Source organism: Arthrobacter sp. 18067, from assembly GCF_902706295.1.
In the GTDB taxonomy this organism is placed as follows: Bacteria; Actinomycetota; Actinomycetes; order Actinomycetales; family Micrococcaceae; genus Arthrobacter.
In genome coordinates, this window is sequence record NZ_CACSJJ010000019.1 from 1 (window position 1) to 25287 (window position 25287).

21 protein-coding genes, 1 tRNA gene and 1 pseudogene are annotated in these 25287 nt (G+C 62.9%); 11 read left to right on the plus strand and 12 right to left on the minus strand.

Annotated features, from left to right (window positions below; translation table 11 throughout):
* A pseudogene (locus tag GVL04_RS17880) lies at positions 1-829 on the minus strand (pyruvate dehydrogenase (acetyl-transferring), homodimeric type); the annotation flags it as partial.
* A 292-nt stretch (positions 830-1121) separates the two neighbouring features.
* Here GVL04_RS17880 and GVL04_RS17885 point away from each other — a divergent pair.
* The 4 genes from GVL04_RS17885 (at position 1122) to GVL04_RS17900 (ending at position 6104) form a co-directional block, all read left to right on the plus strand.
* Entirely contained in the window at positions 1122-2687 is a 1566-nt protein-coding gene (locus tag GVL04_RS17885; protein ID WP_159707008.1) for an NCS1 family nucleobase:cation symporter-1, read from the plus strand.
* A 95-nt stretch (positions 2688-2782) separates the two neighbouring features.
* On the plus strand, positions 2783-3544 hold the full coding sequence (locus GVL04_RS17890; RefSeq protein WP_159707010.1) for an aspartate/glutamate racemase family protein: 762 nt from the start codon (positions 2783-2785) through the stop codon (positions 3542-3544).
* Between the two features lie 36 nt (positions 3545-3580).
* Positions 3581-4348 (plus strand): SDR family oxidoreductase, encoded by a 768-nt coding sequence (locus GVL04_RS17895; RefSeq protein ID WP_159707012.1) that lies wholly within the window; start codon positions 3581-3583, stop codon positions 4346-4348.
* A 268-nt stretch (positions 4349-4616) separates the two neighbouring features.
* A complete protein-coding gene (locus tag GVL04_RS17900; RefSeq protein WP_159707014.1) occupies positions 4617-6104 on the plus strand; it encodes a cation:dicarboxylate symporter family transporter in 1488 nt (495 codons plus the stop codon).
* 69 nt (positions 6105-6173) lie between these two features.
* Here the strand turns inward: GVL04_RS17900 and GVL04_RS17905 are convergent, their stop codons facing one another.
* Positions 6174-6584 (minus strand): sterol carrier family protein, encoded by a 411-nt coding sequence (locus GVL04_RS17905; protein WP_159707016.1) that lies wholly within the window; start codon positions 6582-6584, stop codon positions 6174-6176.
* A 20-nt stretch (positions 6585-6604) separates the two neighbouring features.
* Positions 6605-7621: an asparaginase gene (locus GVL04_RS17910; protein ID WP_159707018.1), complete on the minus strand. Its 1017-nt coding sequence runs from the start codon at positions 7619-7621 to the stop codon at positions 6605-6607.
* A gap of 93 nt (positions 7622-7714) precedes the next feature.
* Between GVL04_RS17910 and purD the strand changes: the two genes are divergently transcribed.
* Both purD and GVL04_RS17920 read left to right on the plus strand, forming a co-directional pair.
* A complete protein-coding gene (gene purD / locus GVL04_RS17915) occupies positions 7715-9073 on the plus strand; it encodes a phosphoribosylamine--glycine ligase (protein ID WP_200846894.1) in 1359 nt (452 codons plus the stop codon).
* A gap of 2 nt (positions 9074-9075) precedes the next feature.
* Entirely contained in the window at positions 9076-10014 is a 939-nt protein-coding gene (locus tag GVL04_RS17920) for a phosphoribosylaminoimidazolesuccinocarboxamide synthase (protein ID WP_159707020.1), read from the plus strand.
* Positions 10015-10087: 73 nt separating this feature from the next.
* Here the strand turns inward: GVL04_RS17920 and GVL04_RS17925 are convergent, their stop codons facing one another.
* The 7 genes from GVL04_RS17925 to GVL04_RS17955 all read right to left on the minus strand — a co-directional run bounded on the left by GVL04_RS17925 (position 10088) and on the right by GVL04_RS17955 (position 19065).
* The gene (locus tag GVL04_RS17925; RefSeq protein ID WP_159707022.1) at positions 10088-11353 is read right to left on the minus strand and encodes a helix-turn-helix transcriptional regulator; all 1266 of its coding nucleotides are present in this window, start codon (positions 11351-11353) and stop codon (positions 10088-10090) included.
* 71 nt (positions 11354-11424) lie between these two features.
* Positions 11425-11682, minus strand: coding sequence for a hypothetical protein (locus GVL04_RS24890; RefSeq protein ID WP_159707024.1), 258 nt, complete (start codon positions 11680-11682; stop codon positions 11425-11427).
* 184 nt (positions 11683-11866) lie between these two features.
* Positions 11867-11943 (minus strand) — tRNA-Pro (locus GVL04_RS17935).
* Positions 11944-12042: 99 nt separating this feature from the next.
* Positions 12043-13875, minus strand: coding sequence for an ABC transporter ATP-binding protein (locus tag GVL04_RS17940; RefSeq protein WP_159707026.1), 1833 nt, complete (start codon positions 13873-13875; stop codon positions 12043-12045).
* Positions 13872-15671, minus strand: coding sequence for an ABC transporter ATP-binding protein (locus tag GVL04_RS17945; RefSeq protein WP_159707028.1), 1800 nt, complete (start codon positions 15669-15671; stop codon positions 13872-13874). The genes GVL04_RS17940 and GVL04_RS17945 overlap by 4 nt, the downstream gene beginning before the upstream one ends.
* A 152-nt stretch (positions 15672-15823) precedes the next feature.
* On the minus strand, positions 15824-16771 hold the full coding sequence (locus GVL04_RS17950) for a metallophosphoesterase (RefSeq protein ID WP_159707030.1): 948 nt from the start codon (positions 16769-16771) through the stop codon (positions 15824-15826).
* A 2-nt stretch (positions 16772-16773) separates the two neighbouring features.
* Positions 16774-19065: a transglycosylase domain-containing protein gene (locus GVL04_RS17955; protein ID WP_235036341.1), complete on the minus strand. Its 2292-nt coding sequence runs from the start codon at positions 19063-19065 to the stop codon at positions 16774-16776.
* A 37-nt stretch (positions 19066-19102) separates the two neighbouring features.
* On the opposite strand from GVL04_RS17955, the gene GVL04_RS17960 reads away from it, so the two are divergent.
* The 3 genes from GVL04_RS17960 to GVL04_RS17970 are packed head-to-tail and all read left to right on the plus strand — an operon-like array spanning position 19103 to position 20726.
* Positions 19103-19258, plus strand: coding sequence for a DUF4177 domain-containing protein (locus GVL04_RS17960; protein ID WP_011775990.1), 156 nt, complete (start codon positions 19103-19105; stop codon positions 19256-19258).
* Between the two features lie 2 nt (positions 19259-19260).
* A complete protein-coding gene (locus GVL04_RS17965) occupies positions 19261-19797 on the plus strand; it encodes a RidA family protein (protein WP_159707034.1) in 537 nt (178 codons plus the stop codon).
* Between the two features lie 17 nt (positions 19798-19814).
* Positions 19815-20726 (plus strand): NUDIX hydrolase, encoded by a 912-nt coding sequence (locus GVL04_RS17970; RefSeq protein ID WP_159707036.1) that lies wholly within the window; start codon positions 19815-19817, stop codon positions 20724-20726.
* Between the two features lie 83 nt (positions 20727-20809).
* Here the strand turns inward: GVL04_RS17970 and GVL04_RS17975 are convergent, their stop codons facing one another.
* Entirely contained in the window at positions 20810-21787 is a 978-nt protein-coding gene (locus GVL04_RS17975; protein ID WP_159707038.1) for a YafY family protein, read from the minus strand.
* Positions 21788-21850: 63 nt separating this feature from the next.
* Between GVL04_RS17975 and GVL04_RS17980 the strand changes: the two genes are divergently transcribed.
* Complete coding sequence (locus GVL04_RS17980; RefSeq protein WP_159707040.1) at positions 21851-23005, plus strand: epoxide hydrolase family protein; 1155 nt, start codon at positions 21851-21853, stop codon at positions 23003-23005.
* Between the two features lie 80 nt (positions 23006-23085).
* Here the strand turns inward: GVL04_RS17980 and GVL04_RS17985 are convergent, their stop codons facing one another.
* Positions 23086-23763: a Crp/Fnr family transcriptional regulator gene (locus GVL04_RS17985; RefSeq protein ID WP_011775987.1), complete on the minus strand. Its 678-nt coding sequence runs from the start codon at positions 23761-23763 to the stop codon at positions 23086-23088.
* Positions 23764-23998: 235 nt separating this feature from the next.
* On the opposite strand from GVL04_RS17985, the gene GVL04_RS17990 reads away from it, so the two are divergent.
* Positions 23999-25183, plus strand: coding sequence for a MarP family serine protease (locus GVL04_RS17990; protein WP_159707042.1), 1185 nt, complete (start codon positions 23999-24001; stop codon positions 25181-25183).
* Positions 25184-25287 lie beyond the last annotated feature (104 nt).

Genomic DNA, 25287 nt, shown 5'->3' on the forward strand with positions numbered 1-25287 from the left:
GCTGGAGGTTGCAGTTGATCACGAAGTTCAGGTTGTCCAGGTTCTCGTTCGCGGCGAGTTGGAGCAGGCCACGGGACTCGGGCTCGTCCATTTCCCCGTCACCGAGGAACGCCCAGACCTGCTGGTCGGAGGTGTCTTTGATGCCACGGTTCTGCAAGTACCGGTTGGACTGGGCCTGGTAGATCGCGTTCATCGGGCCGATACCCATCGACACGGTCGGGAATTCCCAGAAGTCCGGCATCAACCTAGGGTGCGGGTACGAGGACAGGGCATGGCCCTCTTTGGACTTCTCCTGACGGAACCCGTCCAAATCCTCTTCCGTGAGGCGGCCTTCCATGAACGCGCGGGCGTACATGCCCGGCGAGGCGTGGCCCTGGAAGAACACCTGGTCCCCGCCGGAAGGGTGGTCCTTACCGCGGAAGAAGTGGTTGAAGCCCACCTCGTACAGGGTCGCGGCACCGGCATACGTGGAAATATGCCCGCCCACCCCAATATCGGAACGCTGCGCACGATGCACCATCACCGCGGCGTTCCACCGCATGTACGCACGATACCGGCGCTCGAACTCCTCGTTCCCCGGGAACGGTGCTTCCTGGTCCACCGGGATCGTGTTCACATAATCAGTGGTCGTCACCATCGGCACACCCACCGACCGGGCACCAGCCCGCTGCAACAACGACCGCATAATGTACTGGGCACGCTCGGTACCCTGCTCCGCGATCAACGCATCAAGGGACTCAATCCACTCCGCGGTCTCTTCCGGATCACGATCAGGCAGCTGGGCAGTCAACCCGCTGAGGATGTGTGAGGTCTCTTCTCCTGCAGCCACGTCCAACCTCTCTTCATTGAATGTCTGGGCGCTTGCTCTGTGGGGGCGCTCAAGGAATTTCGTATTGTGAGAATAAAATTCTGCAATTCGAGATTACGTCCGCTGATGGGCAGCGTCAACACGGATTGCGTAACCGAAACAGTCAACTGGGAATCCGCCCGTCAAGCAACCGAATGTGACCCTGCGTACATTTCGCGACACCTTGACGGTGAGTGACCTGCGTCATAGAGTGTTTTCACTATTCAATAACTTGATTCCGCAATGTGGAATCAGTACGAAGTGGAGATCCACGATGCAGACGACTTCATCAGTCGGCGTCACTGGTACTCCGGGAGACGCACCAGCAGGTGGCCCCAACCACCCGTCCGTGGGCAACACGGACCTTTGCGCTATTGCTTCCGAAGCATCAGGCCGTACCATCAGCCCCAGTCTTTACAACATCGACCTCGCTCCCACCAAGGCCAAGGGCCGCAAGTGGACCAGCTACAGCATCTTTACCCTCTGGGCCAACGACGTCCACAGCCTGGGTAACTACGCTTTTGCCATCGGCCTGTTCTCCCTTGGTTTGGGCGGCTGGCAGATTCTGGTGGCGCTGGGAATCGGTGCCATCCTGCTCTTTGCCCTCCTGAACTTCTCGGGGTTCATGGGCCAGAAAACCGGCGTCCCGTTCCCGGTCATGAGCCGCATCAGCTTTGGTATCAGGGGTGCGCAGATCGCCAGCCTCGTCCGCGGCGCCGTTGCCGTGGCATGGTTCGGCATCCAGACGTACCTGGCCTCGGTGGTCCTTCGAGTAATGCTGGTTGCCATGGCCCCCGGCCTGAAGGATCTGGACAGCAACTCCATCCTTGGCCTTTCCACCTTGGGCTGGTTCTCCTTCGTGGCTCTCTGGATCGTGCAGTTGGTCATCGTCAGCTTCGGCATGGAGATGATCCGTAAGTACGAGGCTTTCGCAGGCCCGGTCATCCTGGTGACAATGGCAGCGATCGCCGTGTGGGTGTTCATCGAAGCCGGTGGCGCCATCCAGTGGTCCGGCATTAAGGGCCTTGAAGGTGGGGAAATGTGGCTCACCATCTTCGCCGGAGGTGCGCTGTGGGTGTCCATCTACGGAACCTTCGTACTGAACTTCTGTGACTTCACACGGTCCTCCACGTCCAAGAAGTCGATCGTCAAGGGCAACTTCTGGGGCATCCCCATCAACATGCTGGTCTTTGGCGCCATCGTCGTCGTCATGGCCGGCGGACAGTACAAGATCAACGGCACTGTCATCGAAAGTCCCTCGGACATCGTGCAGAGCATCCCGAACACCCTGCTGCTGGTCCTGGCGTGCCTTGCCCTGCTGATCCTGACAGTGGCCGTGAACCTGATGGCCAACTTCGTCGCTCCGGTTTATGCGCTGACCAACCTCTTCCCGCGGCACCTGAACTTCCGCAAGGCAGCCTGGGTCAGCGGCACCATTGGCCTGGTGATCCTGCCGTGGAACCTCTACAACAACCCCATCGTGATTGTGTACTTCCTGGGTGGCCTCGGTGCGCTGCTTGGACCGTTGTTCGGCGTCATCATGGCTGACTACTGGCTGGTCCGGCGGGGCAAGGTCAACGTGCCCGAGCTTTACACCGAGGATCCCAAGGGGGCGTACTTCTACAAACGGGGCGTGAACCCCAAGGCGATCATCGCAATGATCCCGGCGGCAGCGATCGCCATCGCCATTGCGTTCATTCCGGCCCTGGCGGCGGCAGCGCCGTTCGCTTGGTTTATCGGAGCCGGCGTTGCCGCCCTCACGTTCTTTGCGGTGGCTGACAAGAAGCAGCTCCATGAGGACGTCTCCGGCGAGCCGATCGCCGTCGCCAGCACCCACTGACACACCAATATCAAGGCCTCGCCCGTCCTCCCGCCAAGCAGATCCCAGCAACCGGATCCGGCAGAGGACGGGCATTGCCGTTGAGAGGAAACCCCATGCGCATCCTTGTCGCAAACGTGAACACCACCCAGTCCATGACGGACTCCATCGCCGCCCAGGCCCGCGAGGCCGCAGCGCCCGGCACTGAGATCATTGGCATTACTCCGCGGTTCGGCGCCGACTCCTGCGAGGGCAACTTCGAAAGCTACCTCGCCGCGATCGCCGTCATGGACGCAGTGGTCAACTACCCCGAACCGTTCGACGCCGTCATCCAGGCCGGTTATGGGGAGCATGGCCGCGAGGGCCTCCAGGAGCTCCTGGACGTCCCGGTGGTCGATATCACCGAAGCTGCAGCAAGCACCGCGATGTTCCTGGGCCACAAGTACTCGGTGGTCACCACGCTTGACCGCGCGGTGCCGCTTATTGAGGACCGGCTCAAGCTTGCGGGCCTTGACGCGCGCTGCGCCTCTGTCCGGGCCAGCGGAATGGCCGTCCTGGAGCTCGAGGAATACCCGGAACGCGCTGTTGAGGCGATCGTGGGCCAGGCCGAGGAAGCGGTGAACAGCGACAAAGCCGAGGTCATCGTCCTCGGTTGCGGTGGCATGGCGGGACTCGACGACCAGATCCGCCAGCGCACGGGTGTTCCGGTGGTGGACGGCGTGGCCGCGGCTGTCACCATTGCCGAATCCCTGGTCCGCCTCGGCCTGTCCACGTCCAAAGTCCGAACCTACGCCACTCCGCGCCCGAAGACTGTCATAGGCTGGCCGATAACTGCAGCCCAGCCCACTGCAACTCAGCCGGCCGACGCCGCACGCTGACCCATGCGCTGAACGCACCACCCGAAAGGCAACCACATGACTGACTCAAGCCTGCCCGCAGACCCGAGGGTCGCCGTCGTGACCGGGGCTGGTTCGGGCATTGGGCGGGCAGTTGCCCGGCTGATGCTTGCCGATGGCTACCGGGTGGCACTGGCCGGGCGCCGCGAGCCGCAACTGCTGGAGACGGCCGGCGACCATCCGGAGGCGCTTGCGGTTCCGTGCGACGTGACAGCGCCCGACGACGTCGCGCGCCTTTTCGCGGAGGTCCGCCAACGTTGGGGCCGGGTTGATGTGCTGTTCAACAACGCGGGCATTTTTGGTCCGGCCGGCGACGTGGGCGAAATCAGCGTGGACGAGTGGGAGGCAACCCTGCGCGTCAATGTCACGGGTTCGATGTTGTGCGCTGCCGAGGCCGTGAGGGCCATGAAAGCCCAGGAGCCGCAAGGTGGCCGCATCATCAACAACGGCTCCATCTCAGCCCATTCGCCCAGGCCCAGATCCGTGGCCTACACGGTCACCAAACACGCTATGACCGGCCTGACCAAGAGCATCGAGCTCGACGGCCGGGCGTTCGGCATTACGTGCGGGCAGATCGACATCGGCAATACCCGCACGGAGATCATGGACACCATCGGCGTGGGCTCGGGTGCGCTCCAGGCCGACGGCAGCCGCAAGGTGGAGCCGATGTTCCCCGTGGACGACGCCGCCCGTGCTGTGCTGATGATGGCCAACATGCCGGCGTCGGCCAGTGTGGGATCCCTGGTGGTGACGGCCGCCGGCATGCCGTTCGTGGGCCGCGGCTAGCGGACTAAATGCGCGCCGTCTGGGGCGGTGCGTACCGCCACCACTCACTTTGCTTTCCGGATGCCCGTGACACGCCTGAAATGGGGTGCGTCGCGGGCATTTCCGCGTCAAAAGGGGTTGTGGAGGCACGCGCCCAGAGGCTCTCAACCAAATATGACTTCCACAATATGGAAATCCATTTCCCCCTTGCGGAATGATGTGAGCAGGATTACATTGAAAACATCCCCCCAAAATGTGGGGCTGTTCCCAAACTGATTGGTTCAGATCAATGAAGATCCCAGACCCCGCGGCGCTGAAGGCGAGTTCGGCCCCGCAGAAGAAAAAGCGGCTGTACCAGTCGCTCTTTTTTCAAATCCTGATCGCCGTCGTCGCAGGTGTGCTCATCGGTCATTTTTGGCCGAACATTGGGTCCGCACTCCGGCCGCTGGGTGATGGATTCATTCAACTCATCAAAATGATCATCGCCCCGCTGATTTTCCTCGTGATCGTCACGGGCATCTCGGCAGTGGGCGACGTCAAGGCGGTCGGAAGGGTCGGGGTCAAGGCACTCCTGTACTTCACCGGCGCCACCCTCTTCGCCCTTGTCTTCGGGCTCATCGTGGGCAACATCGTTCAGCCAGGTGCCGGCCTGAACATTGACCCTGCATCGCTTTCACAGGAGGCGCTCGACGCCAAGACCGGCCACGCCGTCCCCAAGGACGCGGCGGCCTTCATCCTGGACGTCATCCCCTCCAGTGTGATCGGCGCGTTCGCCAGCAACAGCCTGCTCCAGGTCCTGTTCTTCTCAGTCTTCTTCGGTGCCGCCATTGTGGTCATCGGCCGCGAACGCTGCTTGCCGGTCATCAGCCTCATGGAAACCGTCCTGGAACTGATCTTCAAGATCATGTCCTGGATCATGAGGGTGGCTCCCATCGGCGCATTCGGTGCCATGGCTTTCATCATTGGCCAGTACGGCGTGGGAACGCTCGGCACCTACGCGCTCCTCATAGCCTCCTGCTACGGCGCGGCCATTATCTTCATCGGCCTGCTGTTCCTGGTGGCCTGGGGCTTTGCCCGCGTTCCGCTGTGGCAGTTCCTGAAGTACACCCGGGAAGAGTTCCTGCTGGCACTCGGCACGGCGTCCACTGAAGCAGTGATGCCCCGCATCATGACCAAGCTGACCAACGCCGGTTGTTCCCGTGCCACCACCGGACTGGTTGTTCCCACCGGATACTCCTTCAACCTCGACGGCGCCGCGATCTACCTTTCGATCTCGCTGCTGTTCCTTGCCCAGGCCTTCGGCCACAACCTGGATCTCGGCCAGCAATTGGCAGCCCTGGGTGTGCTGCTCCTGACCTCCAAGGGCATGGCAGGCGTGCCGGGTTCGTCCTTCCTTGCACTGTCGGCCACAGCCGCAGCCCTCGGGATCTTCCCGGTCGCCGGCGTCGCCCTCCTCCTCGGAGCCGATCGCCTCATGGATTCCATGCGAGTCGTAGTGAACCTGCTGGGCAACTGCGTGGCAACGTTCGTCGTCGCCAAGTGGGAAGGCCAGTTCGACCGCAGCGTCATGGTCCGCGCCTTCAATGGTGAGATCACCAACGAGGACACGGCCATCATGCTCGGCAAGGAGGAGGTCTATGCGCAGCAGGAATTGGAGCGCCTCAGCAGCGGCCAGAACCCCTCGCCGAAGTTCCGCGGAGGTCCCGCCGCGGATGACATCCCACAATTCGAAATGAGCAAGAAGGGGCAACCGACAACCCCGGTCTGCCCTGACTGATCACTGCACTGATCACCGCGAAAGCATGAGGCCCCTCAAGATGATTCTTGAGGGGCCTCAGCTGTTCTCTTACAGGGGTAGTAATTCTGAAAGATCGGCACGTAAACCGGAGGCAGCCACCCGGTGGGTCGAAACGGCGTCTGCCCATGAAATCCGGCCGGTCACCAACGATAGCCAGGTGGCGGCGTCGCACTCGATCACATTAGGGGGAGTGCCTCGCGTGTGCCGGGGACCCTCCACGCATTGCGTGACGCCGAACGGCGGCACCCGGACCTCCACCGAGTTGCCGGGTGCGCGTGCGGTGACTTCCTCAAGGGAGTAGCGGACCGCCGTCGCAATGAGAGAGCGCGACGGCGGGTTCCCGGTTTCGCTGCCCGGCTCACCGACGGTTTCGCTGCCGGAAGGTTCGACGGCGGCCTGCCAAGCTCCCAGCGCGGCCCGGCCTTCCTCAATATTGACGCGGCGTCGTGCAACAGCCATGGGTTTCTCCCTCTGAAGGACTAATCGAGCAGGGCCGAGACAGCATGGCCCAACCGGATCTTACCCACGGGGCGACCGCCTCCGAGGACGGGCTCAACTACTCTTTCGAGGACGCTGGAAACTGCGGGGATGTCCACGGCGCCGCTCACGGCCAGGAGTGTCAGTCCCACCAAGGACGTGGCGCGAAGGTTGCCGTCCAGCATTTTTACGGCCACCGTTGCGCCGGTGGACGTGGCCAGGACCAGGATGCCCTCTGCGCCGATTTTGGCCAGGACTTCGAGTTCTTCCATGACGACCGTGTTGGACTCGCCCTTGCCTTGGACGGCCCAGGGGTAGTCCAGCATGGAGGTGGCGATGGTTGCAGCGCGTGCGTTGGACGAGGAGTCCCCGGGCGACTTGGCCAGGCGTGAGTAAGCGCGGGCCAGGCCGGTGAGCGAGATGGCTGCCACAGGGGCTCCGCACCCGTCGATGCCCAGATGCGAAATCGGTTCGCCGCTGTACTCCTCGATCACGGACCGTACGCGCTGCTGGAGTGGGTGGTTCGGCTCAAGGTAGCTGCGGAGGTCCCAGCCGTTTTCAGTGCAGGCCCACAAGAAGGCGGCGTGCTTGCCGGAACAGTTGAAGGCCAGCTTGGTTTGTCCACGCTCTGACCGGACCAGCCAGTTGCGGGCTGTTTCATCCTGCGGCCAGGCGGTGGGGCACTGAAGATTCTCTTCCCGGACGCCGGCGGCTTTGAGCATCCCCTCCACCACATCCATGTGGTCCAAGGAACCGGTATGGCTGCCACAGGCAACAGCAACCTGGGCTCCGCGCAGGGGCACGCCGGATTGCATGGAAGCCAGCGCTTGGAAGGGTTTGAGGGTGGAACGGGCCAGGATGGGGGCGTCGATGTCACCAAGACGGGTGACCACCGAGCCGTCACCGGCAAGAACCACGGCCGCGCCGATGTGCCGGGACTCAATAAAGCCACTTCGTTCGATCACTGCCAGTTCCACCGCAGACTCAACGTTGAACGTTTCATGCGAACTCATGGGCATGATGCAAGTCTATGGCGCGGTGAGGCGGTTCCCGGCTCATCCGAGCATCCGCGCGCTGCAGAGTAGCCGGAGCAGAGTGGCCGGGTCCGGGGAATGACACAGCTTAGGCCCCGCGCCCTTCACAAAGTACCCTTGAAGACTGTGAAGGTACTCGTCATTGGCCCAGGCGGCCGCGAACACGCCATTGTCCGCTCTCTGCTTGAAGACCCCAACGTCTCCGAGGTCCACGCGGCCCCGGGCAACGCGGGCATCAGCAAACTCGTTCCCACCCACGCGATCGACGGGAACAATCCGGAAGCTGTGTCCGCCCTCGCCACCAAGCTGGGCGTGGACCTGGTTGTCGTCGGCCCCGAGGCGCCGCTGGCGGCCGGTGTTTCCGACGCTGTCCGTGAAGCCGGTATTCCGGTGTTCGGTCCCAGCAAGGAAGCCGCCCAGCTGGAAGCTTCCAAGGCGTTTGCCAAGCAGATCATGGCCGAAGCCAACGTCCCCACGGCCATGGCCCGCGTTGCCACCAACGCCGAGGAAGCTGCCGACGCGCTGGACACCTTCGGTGCTCCCCACGTAGTCAAGGACGACGGCCTGGCCGCCGGCAAGGGCGTCGTCGTCACCAAGGACCGCACGGAAGCCCTGGCACACGCCCAGGCGTGCTTCGACGCCGGTGGAACCGTGGTCATCGAGGAATTCCTCGATGGCCCCGAGGTCTCCCTGTTCGTCCTGTGCGATGGTCGCACCACTGTCCCGCTTTCACCGGCACAGGATTTCAAGCGCATCTTCGACAACGACGAAGGTCCCAACACCGGCGGCATGGGTGCGTACACCCCGCTCGAGTGGGCTCCCGATGGCCTGGTCCAGGAAGTCATCGACCGCGTGGCCCAGCCCACCGTGGACGAGATGGCCCGCCGCGGCACTCCTTTCGTCGGCGTGCTCTACTGCGGCTTGGCCCTGACTTCCCGCGGCACCCGCGTCATCGAGTTCAACGTCCGCTTCGGCGATCCTGAAACGCAGGCCGTCCTCGCCCGCCTCAAGACGCCCCTCGGCGCGCTGCTGCTGGCAGCTGCCAAGGGCGAACTGGACACCGCACAAGAGCTGCGCTGGTCCAAGGACACGGCAGTCGCCGTCGTCGTTGCTGCCGAAAACTACCCGGACGCGCCCCGCACGGGTGACCGCATCCGCGGCCTGAAGAAGGTTGACGAGCTGGACGGCGTCCACGTGGTCCACGCCGGAACCAAGCTGGATGACGAAGGCAAGGTTGTCTCCGCAGGCGGCCGCGTCCTGGCCGTTGTTGCCCTCGGTTCGGATCTGGTGGAGGCCCGCGAAAAAGCGTACGACGGCGTCGAGCTGGTTCAGCTTGAAGGCTCACAGTTCCGTACGGACATCGGAGGCAAGGCCGCACGCGGCGAAATCCGCGTGCCGTACACCGCCACCGGCACCATTCCGAAAGTGCAGGCCTGAGCATGACTGACGGCATCCCCACGGGCGGCTTCGAAACTGAAACGTTGGACCTGCCGGGTTGGACGCACGTCTACTCCGGCAAGGTCCGTGACCTCTACGTCCCGGCCGATGAAGCCATCACGGAAATGATCGGCCAGGAGTGCGTCCTGGTGGTTGCCAGCGACCGCATCAGCGCCTACGACCACGTGCTCAGCAGCGAGATCCCGGACAAGGGCCGTGTACTGACCCAGCTGAGCCTGTGGTGGTTCGACCAGCTGGACGTTGAGCACCACGTGCTGGCCTCCACGGTTGAGGGTGGCGTTCCTGCCGCCGTCGAGGGCCGCGCCATGATCTGCAAGAAGCTGGACATGTTCCCGGTGGAGTGCATCGCCCGCGGGTACCTCACTGGCTCCGGCCTGGTGGAGTACAAGGAATCCGGCACGGTCTGCGAGATCCCGTTGCCGGAAGGCCTCGTGGACGGCTCGCGCCTGGAGAACGCACTCTTCACGCCGTCGGCCAAGGCCGAGGTGGGCGAGCATGACGTCAACATCACGTACGACGACGTCGTGGCCATGGTGGGCGACGACATCGCAGCCCGCCTCAGCGAGCTGACACTGAAGATCTACACCCGAGCCGAGGAGATCGCCCGCGAACGCGGCATCATCCTGGCCGACACCAAGGTGGAGTTCGGCATCGACGCTGCCACCGGCGTCATCACCCTTGGCGACGAGGTCCTCACGCCGGACTCTTCGCGGTTCTGGGATGCGTCCACCTACGCGCCGGGCAAATCGCAGCCCTCATATGACAAGCAGTATGTCCGCGACTGGCTCACCTCGGCCGAGTCGGGCTGGGACAAGTCCTCAGACACGCCCCCGCCGGCACTGCCCGCCGAAGTGGTGGAGCGCACCCGTGCCCGCTACGTGGAGGCTTACGAGAAGCTCACGGGCCGCACCTTCGCCTAAGGCACCCAACTGAGTCGCAGTTAAGCGCGTTTTGACCCCTCAAAATGCGCTTAACTGCGACTTACTTGGGTAATCAGGCTTCCGAGTGTTCCTTCGCGGCACGGCGCTCGGCCAGGCGGATCTCTAGGACGGCGTCCATGGCCTGCTGGACCCTGTCAGAGGCTCCCGCAGCGCTGAAGTCGTGCTGAGCCTCTTCGAGGAACTGCAGTGCCTCAGAGGCTTCCCCAGCTGCTTTCAGCGACTTGCCCAGCAACAGCGAGACTTCGCCGGCGGTGTGTCGGGCCAGGACCTTTCGGTCTGCATGGATTTCGCGGAGCTTCTCGACGGCGGCAGGAATGTCGCCGGTCAGGTACAGCCAGCGGGCGCGAATGAAGGCGACCTCCAGCTGATCGGTCTTGTTCCCGCCCACAATGGACAGCGCGAGCTCCGCACGTTCGATGGCGGACAGTGTTTCCGGTTCCACGATGCCCGAGGACAAGCGAACCGCTGCGGAGGCCTTATTGAAGCGGGCCCACAGTTCGATGTCATTGGCAGGGGAGAGCAGCTTGGCTGCACGCTCGTGGTGCTTGATACCCTCCACGTAGTCGTGGCGCATGAAGGCCACGTTGCCCACCACCCAAGCCACCTCGCCGGCCAGTTGCGACATGGAGTGCTCATCCATGTGGTCGATCATGGCCAGGCAGTACGTCCATGCCTCGTCCAGCTTGCCACTCTCGGCCAGGGCGCCGATCAGCGCGCGGTGCGCTCCGATGATGAGGGTTGATCCCTTGGGCAGTTGCTCGCACAGCTTCACTGCCTGCGTTGCATGTTCGACGGCGGTGGCCAGCTGACCTTGTCCGTGACACACTGCGGCAAGCATCTGCCAGGCGCGAACTCCGAGGCCCGCAGACTCGGTGGCCATGGGGTGTTCCAGGAGGTGCTCAACGATTTGTTGGCATTCCTTCAGGTGGCCTTGCTTCATCACGCATTCGGCCTGCATGTACGTCATGTTCCACCAGGCGCTGTTGTTCTTTGCCTCGAGCGCGATCTGGGCAGCGGTGGCAGCATGGCTGGCGGCGAGTTGGTAGTCGCGAAGGTCCCATGCTTGCCGGGCATACAGTCCAGCGAGGACGTATTCGGCGTCGCTCACGGAAACGGGTTGGCTCCACGCTTCCAAGGCCTTCGGCGCCAGTTCCAATCGGCGGGCCAGCTCTTCGATGACCTCGGCTGTGGGCTCACGCCGGCCGGTCTCAAGGAGCGAAATGTAGCTGGGCGAGTACAGGTTCTTGCCCAGCTCTGCCTGCGTTAACCCACGTTCGAGCCGTTCGGCACGTAGCTTCTCGCCGAATCCGTTTCCCACGGGTCGCCTCCTACAGGTGTCTTTTGACCTAAACCTTGACAGTCTCTGTGGAAAACATTTTACAATGTATGTCAACAGGGACCGCGCAATTTCCATAACGAATCCGACTCGCATTGGGGAAATACCATGTTCAAGAAAATCATCGCTTCAGTGGCCGTGGCGGGCGCACTGACATTAGCGGTTGCGGCTCCCGCAGTCGTGTCTGCTGCTCCGGCAGTGGACTCCAGCAGCACCATCAGTGCAATTGGCAACTGGCCCGATCCTATGCGCATCGCTGCGCCGACGAAGTCCACAACAACCACGCCGCCGACGTATACAACGTTGTCCATCGGCAACTGGCCGGATCCTATGTAAATCAACTGCAGTGAAGAAAACCCCGGAGCGTGACGAGCGATGCTCCGGGGTTTTCCTTTTTCCCAGCGGCGGTGAAGGTCCGGACCCTGTAACGGAGCCCAATCCATACGAAAGGGAAACACAAAAGAGGGCCTTCCAAATGGAAGACCCTCTTTGTTTTGGTCGGGATGACAGGATTTGAACCTGCGACCTCTTCGTCCCGAACGAAGCGCGCTACCAAGCTGCGCTACATCCCGATCCGCTGCGAAAGCAACTGTTCAAGAATAGCCGAAACGTCCCGTGATGCGAAATCGAGGAGGGGGTGTCCCTCGTCACTACCCGGGCTCGCGGTGTTGCTACACCAATGAGTCCCGCCAGGCCCCGTGCAACTGGGCGAACCGGCCGCCTCCGCTGATCAATTCGGCGGGTGTCCCGTCCTCCACAATGCGGCCGTCATGGACCACCAGGACCCTATCGGCAGTCTCCACGGTGGAGAGTCGGTGGGCGATGATGATCGCCGTCCGGGCAGAGTTCCCGCCCGTTACCCCTTCCAGCAGCTGCGCGAGCCCCTGCTGGACCATGCGCTCGGAAGGGATGTCCAAGGAGGACGTCGCTTCATCCAGGATCAGTACAGCCGGCGCTGCCAGGAACGCCCGTGCGAAACCGATGAGCTGTCGTTGCCCCGAGGACACGCGGCCGCCGCGTTTGTTGACGTCCGTGTCGTAGCCCTCGGGCAAGCTGGTGATGAACTCGTGGGCCCCGACCGCTGAGGCAGCCGCTTCAATCTCAGCCCGCGATGCTTCAGGTCGGCCTAATGCGATGTTGTCCGCCACGGATCCGCTGAACAGGAACGCTTCCTGCGTGACCATGACAACGGCGCGCCGGAGGTCGGCGGTGGAGAGATCTCTGAGATCAACACCGTCCAAGGTAATCGCCCCGGAGGTGACGTCGTAGAAACGGGCCACCAGCTTGGCCAGCGTGGACTTGCCGGCGCCGGTCTGGCCCACCAGTGCGATGGTCTGCCCTGCTGGGATGTGCAGGTCCAAGGTGGGAACCACCACCTTGCCATCGCTGTAGCCGAATTCCACGCACTTGAAGTCAATCTCGCCACGTGAGCTCTTCAGCGCCACAGGGTTTTTCGGCGGGCGGACCGTGGGAACTTCCTCCAGGAGCCCGGAGACCTTTTCCAGCGCAGCCTGCGCGCTCTGGAACGAGTTGTAGAACATCGCCATCTGGTCCACGGGCTGGAAGAAGCGCTTTGTGGACAGGATCAGGGCCAGCAGGACACCGACGGCGAGGTCACCGCTGAGCACACGGAAGCCACCCAAGAGCAGGACGACGGCGACGCAGACGTTGCCGATCAGCACCAGGCCCGGCTGGAAGATGCCGTTCAGGTTGATGGAGCGGACGGTGTTCTTACGGTAGTCCTCGGCCAACTCGCCGTACCGCGACGCGTTTTCGCGCTCCTTGCGGAACGCTTTCACAGCGCGGATGCCGGTCATGGTCTCCACGAAGTGGACGATCAACCTGGCGGACACCACGCGGGATTCACGGAACGCGATCTGCGAGTGCTTCTGGTACCAGCGGGCCAGGAAGAACATGGGCACACCGGCAGCGAGCATGATCAGGCCGCTCCGCCAATCCAAGGCGAACACCGTGATGGCCGTGAAGAGCATGAACAGCATGCCTGATGCCAATGAGCTGACACCGGAGTCCAGGAGTTCGCGGAGCGCTTCAAGGTCCGACGTCTGCCGGGCAATAATGCGCCCGGACGTGTACTTCTCGTGGAATTCCAGGCTCAGCCGCTGGGTGTGCCGGAAAACGCGCAGCCGGAGATCCAGGAGCATGGCCTGGCTCAGGCGGGCCGTGGACGTCACGTACAGCGCAGTCATGCCGGCGGTTGCGATCGCAGCGGCCAGGTACAGAGCCCCGGCCCACACCAAGGGAGCGTTATTGCCCGACTGGAGCGCGGGAAGGGCGTTGTCTATGCCAAAGGCAATCAGTGCAGGTCCTGCCACCCGAGTGAGCTGCGAAACCACCACCATCGCGATCGTCAGCCAGAAACGCAACCGCACGGGGCGGATGAGCGAGGCAAGCAAGGTGAGCGACCGGCGTCGTACGGCTTTGCTGTCTGCCTTGGTGAGGAGCGTGTTGTCCTCGTTGGCGGTTCCAAAGGTTGTTGCACTCACCGGCGGGCCTCCTCAGCTTCTTCGAGCTCGTCCAGTTCGGTATCCAGATCCTTCGGACCAGTGTCCAGGCTGGCAATGACGTAGCGGTAATGATCGTTTTCGGCCAACAGTTCCGTATGGGTCCCGACGGCGGTGATGGTGCCGTTTTCGAGCAAGGCCACCCGGTCTGCCAAGGCCACGGTGGAAGGGCGGTGGGCGACGATCAGCGTGGTGGTTTCGCGGAGGACCTCGCGCAAACGGGCTTCAACGCGTTCTTCGGTGTTTACGTCCAAGGCGGAGAGGGGATCGTCCAGGACCAGGACCTTCGGTTTGGCCGCGATGGCGCGGGCCAGGGCGATGCGCTGACGCTGGCCACCGGACAAGCTCAGCCCTTCCTCGCCGATCAGCGTGTCCACGCCGTCAGGCAACGAGTAGGCGAACTGGGCCTGCGCCACGTCCAAGGCCTCGTCCAGAGCGGCGTCGCTGGGATCCGGAGCACCCAGAAGGACGTTGTCCCGCACGGAACTCGAGAACAACGTGGTGTCCTCGAAGGCGACGGCCACGATCCTCCGGAGCTCGTCGATGTCGTAGTCGCGGACATCCACCCCGTCGATGGTCACGGCACCCGCTGTGACGTCATACAGGCGGGGGACCAGCTGGAGCATGGCGCTCTTGCCGCTGCCGGTGATGCCAACCAAGGCCATGGTCTCGCCGGGACGGATATCAAGGGTCAGATCGTGCAGGAGTGAACCGCCGTCGTCGAACCCGAAGCCCGCGTGCTCAAAGCGCAAGGCGCCCTTCACGGTCTCCGGCACCGTGGCATGATCCGGCGAAGTAATGGTGTTTTCCGTGTCCATGACCTCGAAGTGGCGGTCCAGGGCGGTCTTCGCGGTCAGCGCCATGGCCAGCAGCATGCCGGAAAATTCCACGGGAGTGGCCACCACTGCTGCCGTCGCGAAGAAGGCAACCAGCGAGCCAATGCTCAGCTGGCCGCTGGCCGCGAGCATGATGCCCACCACCAGCCCGACGCCCAGCGCAAGTTCCGGCAGCAAAGTAACAACCAAGGTGAAACCGGCCTGCTGCTTGGCCTTCGCAATCTCGGTCTGCCGAAGTTCCTCGGCCTGGCCGTTGAAGTTTTCCAGCGCTTCGCGGCTGCGCCCGAAAGCCTTCAGGACACGGATGCCGTGGACGGATTCCTCCACGGTGGTGGCGAGGTCGCCGGCCTGGTCCTGGCTGAGTCGGGTGACCAGGCTGAAGCGGCGGCGGAAGCGGAAGGAATTGATCATGATCGGCACGGCCGCGCCCAGGAAGATCAGCGCCAGCTGCCAGCTCATGGAGAACATCACACCGACGCCGATGATCACCGTCAGGGTGGTGACCACCAGCATGATCGCGCCGAACGCCATCCAGCGCCGCAGGAAGCTAAGGTCCGTCATGGCGCGGGAGAGCAATTGGCCCGAACCCCAGCGGTCGTGGAACGCCACGGTGAGCTGCTGCAAGTGCCCGTACAGGGTCACGCGCATTTTGGTCTCAACGGTCGTGGCGGGGTTGATCACGAACTGCCGGCGCAAGGCCACCAGTCCGGCTTCGGCAATACCCAACGCAAGGATCACGACGGCGGCGATCCAGACTGCGTCCGTGGAACCGCCGGGCTGCAAGGAGTTATTGACGAGGACCCGCAGTACCTGCGGAATCGTCAGCGCCACGATGCTTGCCAGCAAGGCGCAAATCAGGCCCATGAACAGGCGGGGGAGGATTGGCCGCACATGAGGGTACAGGCGGCCGACGGAGGTGAAAAATGACGTTTGCTTGGACATGCCCGCTTCTCAACAGCTGGATCTTCAGATGGTGCGGAGGTAGTTTCCCGTAGCAACTACCCTATGCCATGGCGTGATTCGTTTCACAGGACTACGCAACGTGGGTGAAATGTTTGACCCAGTTATTGAGGATCGTAATGATCCGCCGGGATCTAGTTGCGTGGCGTGAGCGTGAGCAGAACTGCTTCCGGCCGGCAGGCGATGCGGACCGGTGCGAAGCGCGAGGTGCCGATGCCGCCTGAGACGTTCACCGGCGTCGTGAATTCATTGCTTTCCCAGTCGTGGAGGCCTTTGGCGCGCCACGTGGGGAGGTCGCAGTTGGAGACTAGGGCACCGTAGCCGGGGATGCAGATCTGGCCGCCGTGGGTATGGCCGGCGAGGATCAGGTCTGCGCCGGCTTCGGTGAAGTGGTCTAGCACTCGCTGGTACGGAGCGTGGATCACAGCGACTTTGAGGTGAGGGCGGGCGTCCTGGTTCACTGTGCCGCGGGGCCAGCCAGCGTAGCGTTCCCGTTTGAGGTGCGGGTCGTCGATTCCGGAGAAATCGAAGCGGAGCCCGTTCAGCACCACAGACTGGGCGCGGTTGGTGAGATCGATCCAACCGCCCATGCCGAACGCTGACCGGAGCTTTGGCCAGTCGAGCTTGATGGGTTCAGTTTTGAGCTTTGAGGGCCCGCGGAAGTATCCCGCCGGGTTCTTGATTCTTGGCGCGTAGTAGTCGTTGGAGCCTGGCACGAAAACGCCGGGGAACTCCAGCAGGGGACGCAGCGCCTGGATCAAGGGGTCTACGGCTTTGATGTGGCTCAGGTTGTCGCCTGTGTTGACCACAAGGTCGGGTTTCAGACCCGCCAACGACTGGAGCCACTGGGCCTTCTTGTCCTGACCTGGAACGAAGTGGATATCGCTCAGGTGCAGAACGCGAAACGGCGCCGATCCCTCAGGGAGGATCGGCAGCGTTTCCTGGCGGACCTCGAACTGGTCCTTCTCCCACCAGCCGTAGGCAGCTGCTGCCGCTCCGGCTGTTGCACCAAGGGCTGTAGTGACGGCGAAACCGCGCCCGACGGTGCGGACGCGGTTTGCCAGTGAATCACGGAAGGACACGCTTAGTCCTTATCGTTGTTGCCGTTGCCGTTGTTCCCGTTGCCGCTGTTTCCGTTGCCGGAGGACGGTGCGGGGTTCGGCGTCGTTGGTGCCGGCGTTGTGTTGCGCTGCGGGGCAGCCGTGCCGAGCAAGTTGGAAGGCGGAGCTTGGAACGGGTTGGTTCCGTATGCGGGAGCCACCGACAACATGTAGTTGGTGAACTGCGGACCGGCAATCATGTAACCGTCAATGGAGGGGTAGAACTTGCCGTTGACGGTCAGGTTTCGGCCCGGGCGGAGCTGGTCACCCAGCGGGTCGCCGAACCAGGAAGCCGTTGCCAACCCAGTGGTGTAACCGACAACCCAGGTGGAGCCGTTGGAGTCGTTGGTACCCGTCTTGGCTGCAACCGGGAAGTTGCCCTTCGTGGAAAGCGCCGGGCGGATCAACGAACCCGAGCCAGCGTTGAGCACTTCCTGCATGGCATAGGCAACGCCACGGGCGACTTCGGGTTTCACGGCGTCCTTGCAATTGGAGGACTGGGCAGGCAACTCAGCGCCCGACTGGTCCTTCACCGACGTGATGGCGATCGGTTCGCAGTACTTGCCGTCAGCAGCGAAGGTTGCAAATGCGGCTGCCATTGTCAGCGGCGCGGTCTGGGTTGCACCGATCAGGTTCGACAGTGTGGTCATCGGGACCTGGGGGTTGGGATCAGTGACCTTGCCCGTTTCATCGCGGGTCGGGAGTCCGCCGTGGATTCCGGTGGCATCCACGATGCCCTGAATGCCACAGAGGTCCACCTGGGATGCAGAGGCAAACGTCGCGGTGTTGATGGAGTTCATGAGGCCGTAGAGGACGGTCATGTTCCGGTAATAACCCTCATCAGAGTTCTGGAGGTCGAAGGTACCGTTGGTGGCGTCGTACCAGCCCACCGTCGGTGCAGGACAGGTGTTCCTCCACGGGAAGTTCTGCTTGTACCTTCGGACGCTTGCGTTGATGTTCGTGTTCATCGACTTGCCCTCGTTCAGCCACTGGGCGAACGTGAACGGTTTCATCGTTGAGCCAGGCTGGAAGCCACCAATGCCGTTGAGGTCGTTGCCGTTGGCATCGAGGACATCAACGTTGAAGTTCTGGGTCTGATCGAACTTGCCCTCTTGAGGCAGCCAGACGGTGTTCTGGGCCATGCTGACGATTTGTCCCGTACCCGGCTGCACGGACGTGATCGATGCGCCCCACTTGTCCGGGTTGGCGCCGGCCGTGGCATCAACCTGCTGCTGGGCAACCGTCTGGGCAGTCGGATCGAGGGTGGTCTGGATGGTGAGACCGCCGCGCTGGACGCGCTTGATGCGCTCTTCCGTGGTGTCGCCATAGGCGGGGTTGTTGAAGAGCAGGTGAAGGACGTAGTCACAGAAGTACGGCGCCATGGTGGCGTACGCGCAACCCTGACGGGCCGGGGTGACCTTGGTGGTGACCGGGGTGGCTACGGCTTCGTCGTACTCTGCCTGCGTAATCTTGCCCTGGTTCACCATGGCAGCGAGCACCAGGTCGCGGCGCTTCTGCGCGTTGTCCGGGTTCGCGATGGGATCGAAGGCCGAGGGGCTGTTCACGAGGCCGGCCAGGAGGGCGGCCTGCGGAAGCGTCAGGTCCTTGGCGGTGGTGCTGAAGAAGAACTTGGAGGCAGCTTCGATTCCGTAGGCGTCACGGTTGAAGAACACGATGTTGAGGTAGCCCTCAAGGATCTGCTCCTTGGAGAACTTCTTCTCCAGGGCGATGGCGAGCTTCATTTCGCGGAGCTTGTCGCCCACGCCCTTGCCGCCACCATTGAGCTTGACGTCTTCTTCGCGGTCGGACGCCACCAGGGACTCGTTGATGACGTTGTTCACGTATTGCTGCGTGATGGTGGACGCGCCCTGCTTGTTGCCGCGGGCGGTGCTGACGATGGCTCGCATGATGCCGGTGGTGTCGATACCGCCGTGCTCATAGAAACGGCTGTCTTCGATGGCGATGACAGCGTCCTTGATGTACGGGCTCATCGAATCCAGCGGGACCTTGGTCCGGTTCTCCGCATAGATCGAGGCGATCGGCGAACCGTCCTTCGCCAGGATCGTTGTGTTCTGGCTGGGCGGATCCACCTGGAGTTCCGCCGGCAGAGTGTCAAAGAACTGGATTGAACCACTGGCGGCACTGCCCGAAACGGCGGCTGCGGGGACCAAAAGGCCCGCCACGAGGACGCCACAAATCGCGCTCACACCAAGGAAGCCTAGAATCTTTCCGAGGGTGGTGGCAGTGTCGAATAGTGGGTTCTTGCGAGTCACCATGTTTTCCACTTTACCGGCAAGGGCTAGGCTTTCTGTCATGACCAAATGGGAGTACGCCACGATTCCGCTCATTATTCACGCCACGAAGCAGATCCTGGACCAGTGGGGCGAAGACGGCTGGGAGCTTGTCCAGGTCGTCGGTGGCCCCGATGGCAAAGGCCTTGTTGCATACCTGAAGAGGGAGAAGCAGTAACCATGACCACCCCCGCAGAAACCACGTCTCCCGCGGAATCCGGCGCCCCCACATCCGCTGTCGAGCAGCGCTTGGCCGAGCTCGGATTGACCCTCCCCGAGGTCGCCGCACCCGTTGCCGACTACGTGCCGGCCATCGTCTCCGGCAACTACGTTTACACCTCCGGACAGCTGCCCTTTATTAACGGCAAACTCGAAGCTACGGGCAAGGTCTCCCTCGGCGAGTTGGGCACATCCGACGAACCCACCGTTGATCCCGAAGACGCCAAGCGCTACGCCGCCGTCTGCGCCATCAACGCCCTGGCAGCCGTCAAGAGCGTCATCGGCGACCTCGACCGCATCACCCGCATCGTCAAGGTAGTTGGCTTCGTAGCCTCCGAGCCCACCTTCACCGGCCAGCCCGGCGTCATCAATGGTGCGTCCGAACTCCTCGGCCAGGTCCTGGGCGAGGCAGGCAAGCACGCACGCTCCGCCGTCGGCGTTTCTGTCCTGCCGCTCGACTCTCCTGTTGAAGTCGAGCTCATCGCTGAATTCAGCTAAGGAACCGGTTCACCCAATTGCCGCAGCTTGCCCGCCGCCTGTTTGTACTGCCTCCCGAACTCGAAGGGGCAGCACGGAACTGGCTTGAGCTCGGCGAGCGGACCCCCAGGGCCGCCCGCTACGCATCATCAGTTGTGCTTTTGCGCGACTCGCCCACCGGCTTGGAAACCTGGCTTGGTTACAGGCCAGGCTCCTCGCCGTTGGGCGTTGTCGCGTTTCCGGGCGGATCTCTGGACCCGTCCGACGACGACCCCGTAGGTTGGGTTGGCCCCTCACCCCAGCAGTGGGCTGAGCACATGGGAACGGACGACGTCGGACTCGCCCGCCGCCACGTGGTGGGCGCCATCCGCGAACTCTTTGAAGAGACCGGCGTCCTGCTCGCGGGACCCGATGCATCGTCCACCGTCGAATCGAACTCCACTGTGGACTGGATGCGCGCCCGCGAAGCCGTGGCAGCCCAGGAGAAGTCCTTCACGGAGATGCTCTCCAAGCGCGGACTCTCCCTTCGCACTGACCTTCTGAAGCCGCTGGTGAACTGGCTCAGCCCGGACTTTGCGCACACCCGTTTCAACACGCGTTACTTCGCCGCGACCGTCCCAGTGAACCAGCAGCCCAGTATTCTCGGAAGCAAGGGCGTGTGGGGGCGCTGGGTCACCGCGGCCGAAGCGATTGCCCTCCGCGAGACCCCGGCGCTCGGCGACGAAGTTGGACAGCAGAACACCGTCGGCCTCACGCTTGGCCAACTGCTGGTACCCGGGTCCGAAATCATGCTCGAGAAAATGGCGGCCTCCAATGGGTGCATCGCCTACCTGAGCTACAAACGCAAAGCGCATGTGTACCAGGCGAAGCTCGTGGACGAAGGCGGAATCCTGATGCTCGAGGTCGAAGCAGCACGGACCGTGGCAGGGGAGCCCCAGCGCGAGCGTTAAAGCCCCACTCGACGCTCTCTCACCGATCACCCGTCTGAGTGGGTCGCTCTCTCACCTCCCGCTGGGTTTGGGCGAAGGCTCGCTCACTTTCTGTCGGTGACCGTCACCGGTTCGTCGTTTGTCGCTCGAAGGTAGACGTCTGCGAGGTGCCTCAAATGCGGTATCAGGGCAGCCGGCGACTCTACTGTGAAATCCATGCCAAGCATGCCGATGTAAGCGGCGATGGTTTCGAGGCTGTCGGCGCCTGTGACCAAGACGGACTCGGTGTCGGAGATCGACTCCACCACCCCCACCGCGTGGTTGATTCGAGCAAGTACAGCCTCTGCGGGTGCGGCGACGCGAAGGCGGGCATGCACTTTCCAGCCGCTGGCGGCGATCGAATGCATCGCGAACGCGGTGTAATCTCCGCCCGGCAGCGGTGACGGGGAGAACCGACGGCGGGTACGCATCCGCGGTTCGATCCAATCCGCGCGGAAGACGCCCCATTCATCAGAGGCAGGGTCACGCCCCACCAAGTACCAGCGCCGTTGCCAACTCAGCAGACGATAAGGCTCCACGAGCCTGGACGTACCGCGGTCATCGAACCGGAACCATTCGACGTCGCGGATGGCGGCTGCTACAGCGGCGAGAACCGCGTGGTTGACTTCGGGATCTTCCGCATCTGTCCCGTTGTTCTCGGGCGCGCGATCGACATTCGACAGTGCGGTGACAGTTGGCCGAAGCCGCGACGGAAGCACTTGCTCGAGTTTTGCCAGGGCACGGGCACTCGACTCGGCAATGCCGGCGATGCCCGTTGCCGTGCGGAGGCCAATAGCGACGGCCACGGCTTCCTCGTCGTCGAGGAGCAGCGGCGGTAGCTTTCCGCCGGCACCGAGGCGGTAGCCTCCCGCCGTCCCGCGGGTCGCATCCACCGGGTACCCGAGTTCCCGTAATCGATCGATGTCCTTGCGAACCGTGCGCGTCGAAATGCCGAGGCGGTCAGCGAGGTCCGTGCCTGTCCAATCTGGCCGGGACTGCAAGAGCGAGAGGAGAGCCAAAAGGCGTTCAGCTGTTGAGGACATCGTGCGAAATTCCTGATTCTTTTAGGAAGAAAGGGTTCCTATATCGACCGTATCGTCTTAAACATGATGAATATCACAGAAGCGAGTATCGATATCCGCGACTTCCGCCTGGACGTTCCGCAGGCCGAACTTGATGATCTGATGGAGCGCCTCGCCCGCACCCGGCTGCCCCAGACGGCGCCAGTTGATGACTGGGACGCAGGGACGCCGAACTCCTACCTTCGCGAGGCCGTGGACGCGTGGACCACCAGCTTTGACTGGCGGACACAGGAAGCGCGCATCAACGCCGTTCCGCACTTCACCACCGAGATCGACGGACAGCACTTCCATTTCATCCATGTGCGCTCACCACATGCGGGAGCTACGCCGCTGCTCCTGGCGCACACCTACCCTGGCTCGTCCGTCGACTACCTCGACATGATCGATGAACTTATCGATCCCGTGGCGCACGGTGGCCGGGCTGAGGACGCCTTCGACGTAGTGCTCCCGGACGCCCCCGGCTACGGATTCTCCAATCCTGTGGCCGAGACCGGGTGGAACACTGCACGCGTGGCCCGAGCCTATGACGCTCTCATGCGCGGCCTTGGCTACACCCACTACGGTATTCACGGTTCTGACAACGGCGCGATGGTGGCCCGGGAGCTCGGTCTCTTGAACCCGGATGGATTTCTTGGCCTCCACGTGTTGCAGCTTTTCTCGTTCCCGTCGGGTGATCCGGGCGAGTTCGAGAAGCTAGAACCGCAGGACTATGCAGGGCTCGCCCATATGGAGTGGTTCCAGTCAGTCGGGGGCTACAACACCATGAACGCGAGTCGTCCGCAGACCGTGGCCGTGGGGCTGAGCGACTCGCCCGTGGGGCTGCTGGCCTACAGCGAGTTGTTCAACTCGTTCGGAAACGGTACCTCACTGGTACCGCTCGAGAAGATCCTCACGGAAGTCACCGTGAACTGGTTCGCGAACGCTGCGGCAGGCATGAGCCGGAGCTACCTGGACAACGCACGCACCCAGGCCGAGCCACAGGTGAACGGGGCGCCCACCGGTGTGGCAGTTTTCAAAGACGACTTTCAAACGATCCGTGTCTTCGCCGAGCGCGATAACTCAAACATCGTGCACTGGAGTCGATTTGAGGAGGGCGGGCACTTCGCCGCTTTGGAAGTGCCATCGCTCGTAGCCGGCGACATTCGAGCATTCTTCGGGCTGGTTCGCGCCGGGCGGTAACGCCGCGCGGTAACTCAGGAACACAAAAACAAAAGAGCCGCCCCGGTAGTAAACCGGGGCGGCTCCTTGGCACTTATCGCTTAGCGGGAACGCTGGCGGAGGCGCTGCATGTCGAGGATCACCACGGCGCGGGCTTCCAGACGGAGCCATCCGCGCTGGACGAACTCGGCCAGTGCCTTGTTCACGGTTTCGCGGGAAGCGCCAACCAGCTGGGCCAGTTCTTCCTGCGTGAGCTCGTGGGCCACCAGGACTCCGTCGGTAGCCGGACGGCCGAAGCGGTCGGCCAGGTCCAGGAGAGCCTTGGCAACTCGGCCCGGAACGTCCGAGAAGACGAGGTCGGACAGCGAATCGTTGGTGCGGCGGAGGCGGCGGGCCAGGGCCTGCAGCAGCTGCGCGGAAACCTCGGGGCGCGTGCGGAGCAGCGCGTTGAGGCTTTCGTTCTTGAGGCCGGCCAGACGGGTCTCCGAGACGGCGGTGGCCGTGGCGGTACGCGGGCTGGGGTCGAACAGGGCCATCTCGCCGAAGAGCTCGCCCGGGCCGAGGATGGCCAGCAGGGACTCGCGTCCGTCGGGGGAGGTGCGGCCGAGCTTCACCTTGCCGGAAACGATGAAGTAGAGCTGGTCACCCTGGTCGCCTTCGCGGAACACCGATGCCCCGCGTGAGAGGTCCACCTCTGTGAGTTCGTCCGTCAGCAAGCGGAATGCGTCGTCGTCAAGGGTGGCGAAGAGGGGTGCGCGGCGCAATACCTCGATGTCCATGAAATCTCCTGAATATAAGTTTCGGTCGTGGCGCTTCAGCCATTGTTTCAGAATTTTTGGGCTTCTGTGACGTACTTGGCACGCGAAACGCTGAAACTACGCGGGTTTGGGGCGATCCAAGGCCTGTTGGCGGCCCACAAACGGCAATAAAGCGGCTCCGGATCGTGACCGGACTAACGGTGGGCTGTCAGGGTCAACATCTAGAATTGGCGCTACCCGGCTATGAGGAGCATTGGTGTTTGGCTTGACGATATTGGATTTGGCATTGATCTTGATGCTGCTGTCCTACCTGATCTATGGCCTTCGCAACGGCTTTATGGTCACATTGGGTGGAATTGCAGGATTTGTGGTCGGAGCCATCGCGGCATTCGTCGCCGTTCCGCTCGTCAGCGGCTGGGTGACCGACAGCGGCTGGAGGCTGACCGCCACGGTGGGCGCCGCCGTCGTGCTTATCGCCTTGGGTCATGGGCTGGGAACCATGATTGGACGCAGAATCCGCCACGCTGTGCGGATCAAGCCGCTGCACGCGGTGGACAGGCTGATCGGTGGCGTGGTGAGCGTCGTAGTCGCTGCGCTGGTGATGTCCATGCTGGCGTTCAGCATCAGCTCGCTGGGTGTGCCGTTCGTTTCGCAGCAGTTGGCCGAGTCCAGGGTTATCCGCTACATCGACAACATCACGCCGACGCCCGTCAAGAGCACCATGGCCCAGCTGCGGTCGACGGTGATTGGTGGCGGAATTCCCCAGCTCATTGAGGGCATTGGGCCCGTAACGCCCGTGCCTGTTCCCAATGAGTCAACTGACACTCCGGCCTTGAACCAAGCGGCCGAATCGGTCCTCAAAATCGCGGGGACCGCCTTCGAATGTGGCCAGAACCAGACCGGATCCGGATTCGTGGTTTCGCCCGGGCGCGTCGTCACCAATGCCCACGTCGTGGCGGGCGTGTCGCAGCCCGTTGTGGAAGTTCCCGACGGCGGTGCGTTGCCGGGTCGGGTGGTTTACTTCGACTCCCAGCGGGACATCGCGGTCCTGGCCGTGGATGGCCTGCAGTCCAGTCCGCTTCCCCTCAGCGCCGACCTGCCGGCGGGCAGCCCGGCCGCGTTCGCCGGGTACCCGCACGGCGGTCCGTTCCAGTCGAAGCCGGCTACTGTGCAAGGGATCTCCACCATTCTGGTTCCGGACATTTACGGCAACAACCCCTCGCCTGAGTTTGTCTATAAGCTGGCCGGTGACGTTCAGCCGGGCAATTCAGGCGGCCCGCTGTTGACCATGCAGGGCGAGGTGGCCGGCCTGATCTTCGCGAAGACCACCACCGACGCTGCCCTTGGCTTCGCCCTCACCATGGCGGACCTGGAGCCCGTAGCCGCACAGGCCCCCGGCCTCAGCAGCCCGGTCTCGGCCGGTCAGTGCACCCGCAAGTAGCGGATCCTCTCTCACCTTTTGATGCGTTTCGGCGGGCCCTCTCTCACCTTTCGGCGCGTTTCGGCGGGCCCTCTCTCACCTTTCGGCGCGTTTCGACGGGCCCT

Bases quoted from the DNA above. Each gene is read 5' to 3' on its own strand.
- GVL04_RS17890 (WP_159707010.1), top strand. From the start codon at position 2,783: ATGCGCATCCTTGTCGCAAACGTGAACACCACCCAGTCCATGACGGAC.
- GVL04_RS17885 (WP_159707008.1), top strand. From the start codon at position 1,122: ATGCAGACGACTTCATCAGTCGGCGTCACTGGTACTCCGGGAGACGCA.
- GVL04_RS17985 (WP_011775987.1), bottom strand. From the start codon at position 23,763: ATGGACATCGAGGTATTGCGCCGCGCACCCCTCTTCGCCACCCTTGAC.
- GVL04_RS17965 (WP_159707034.1), top strand. From the start codon at position 19,261: ATGACCACCCCCGCAGAAACCACGTCTCCCGCGGAATCCGGCGCCCCC.
- purD (WP_200846894.1), top strand. From the start codon at position 7,715: ATGACACAGCTTAGGCCCCGCGCCCTTCACAAAGTACCCTTGAAGACT.
- GVL04_RS17920 (WP_159707020.1), top strand. From the start codon at position 9,076: ATGACTGACGGCATCCCCACGGGCGGCTTCGAAACTGAAACGTTGGAC.
- GVL04_RS17900 (WP_159707014.1), top strand. From the start codon at position 4,617: ATGAAGATCCCAGACCCCGCGGCGCTGAAGGCGAGTTCGGCCCCGCAG.
- GVL04_RS17910 (WP_159707018.1), bottom strand. From the start codon at position 7,621: ATGCCCATGAGTTCGCATGAAACGTTCAACGTTGAGTCTGCGGTGGAA.
- GVL04_RS17905 (WP_159707016.1), bottom strand. From the start codon at position 6,584: ATGGCTGTTGCACGACGCCGCGTCAATATTGAGGAAGGCCGGGCCGCG.
- GVL04_RS17960 (WP_011775990.1), top strand. From the start codon at position 19,103: ATGACCAAATGGGAGTACGCCACGATTCCGCTCATTATTCACGCCACG.
- GVL04_RS17980 (WP_159707040.1), top strand. From the start codon at position 21,851: ATGATGAATATCACAGAAGCGAGTATCGATATCCGCGACTTCCGCCTG.
- GVL04_RS17955 (WP_235036341.1), bottom strand. From the start codon at position 19,065: ATGGTGACTCGCAAGAACCCACTATTCGACACTGCCACCACCCTCGGA.
- GVL04_RS17945 (WP_159707028.1), bottom strand. From the start codon at position 15,671: ATGTCCAAGCAAACGTCATTTTTCACCTCCGTCGGCCGCCTGTACCCT.
- GVL04_RS17895 (WP_159707012.1), top strand. From the start codon at position 3,581: ATGACTGACTCAAGCCTGCCCGCAGACCCGAGGGTCGCCGTCGTGACC.
- GVL04_RS24890 (WP_159707024.1), bottom strand. From the start codon at position 11,682: ATGGACAACGTTGTATACGTCGGCGGCGTGGTTGTTGTGGACTTCGTC.
- GVL04_RS17975 (WP_159707038.1), bottom strand. From the start codon at position 21,787: ATGTCCTCAACAGCTGAACGCCTTTTGGCTCTCCTCTCGCTCTTGCAG.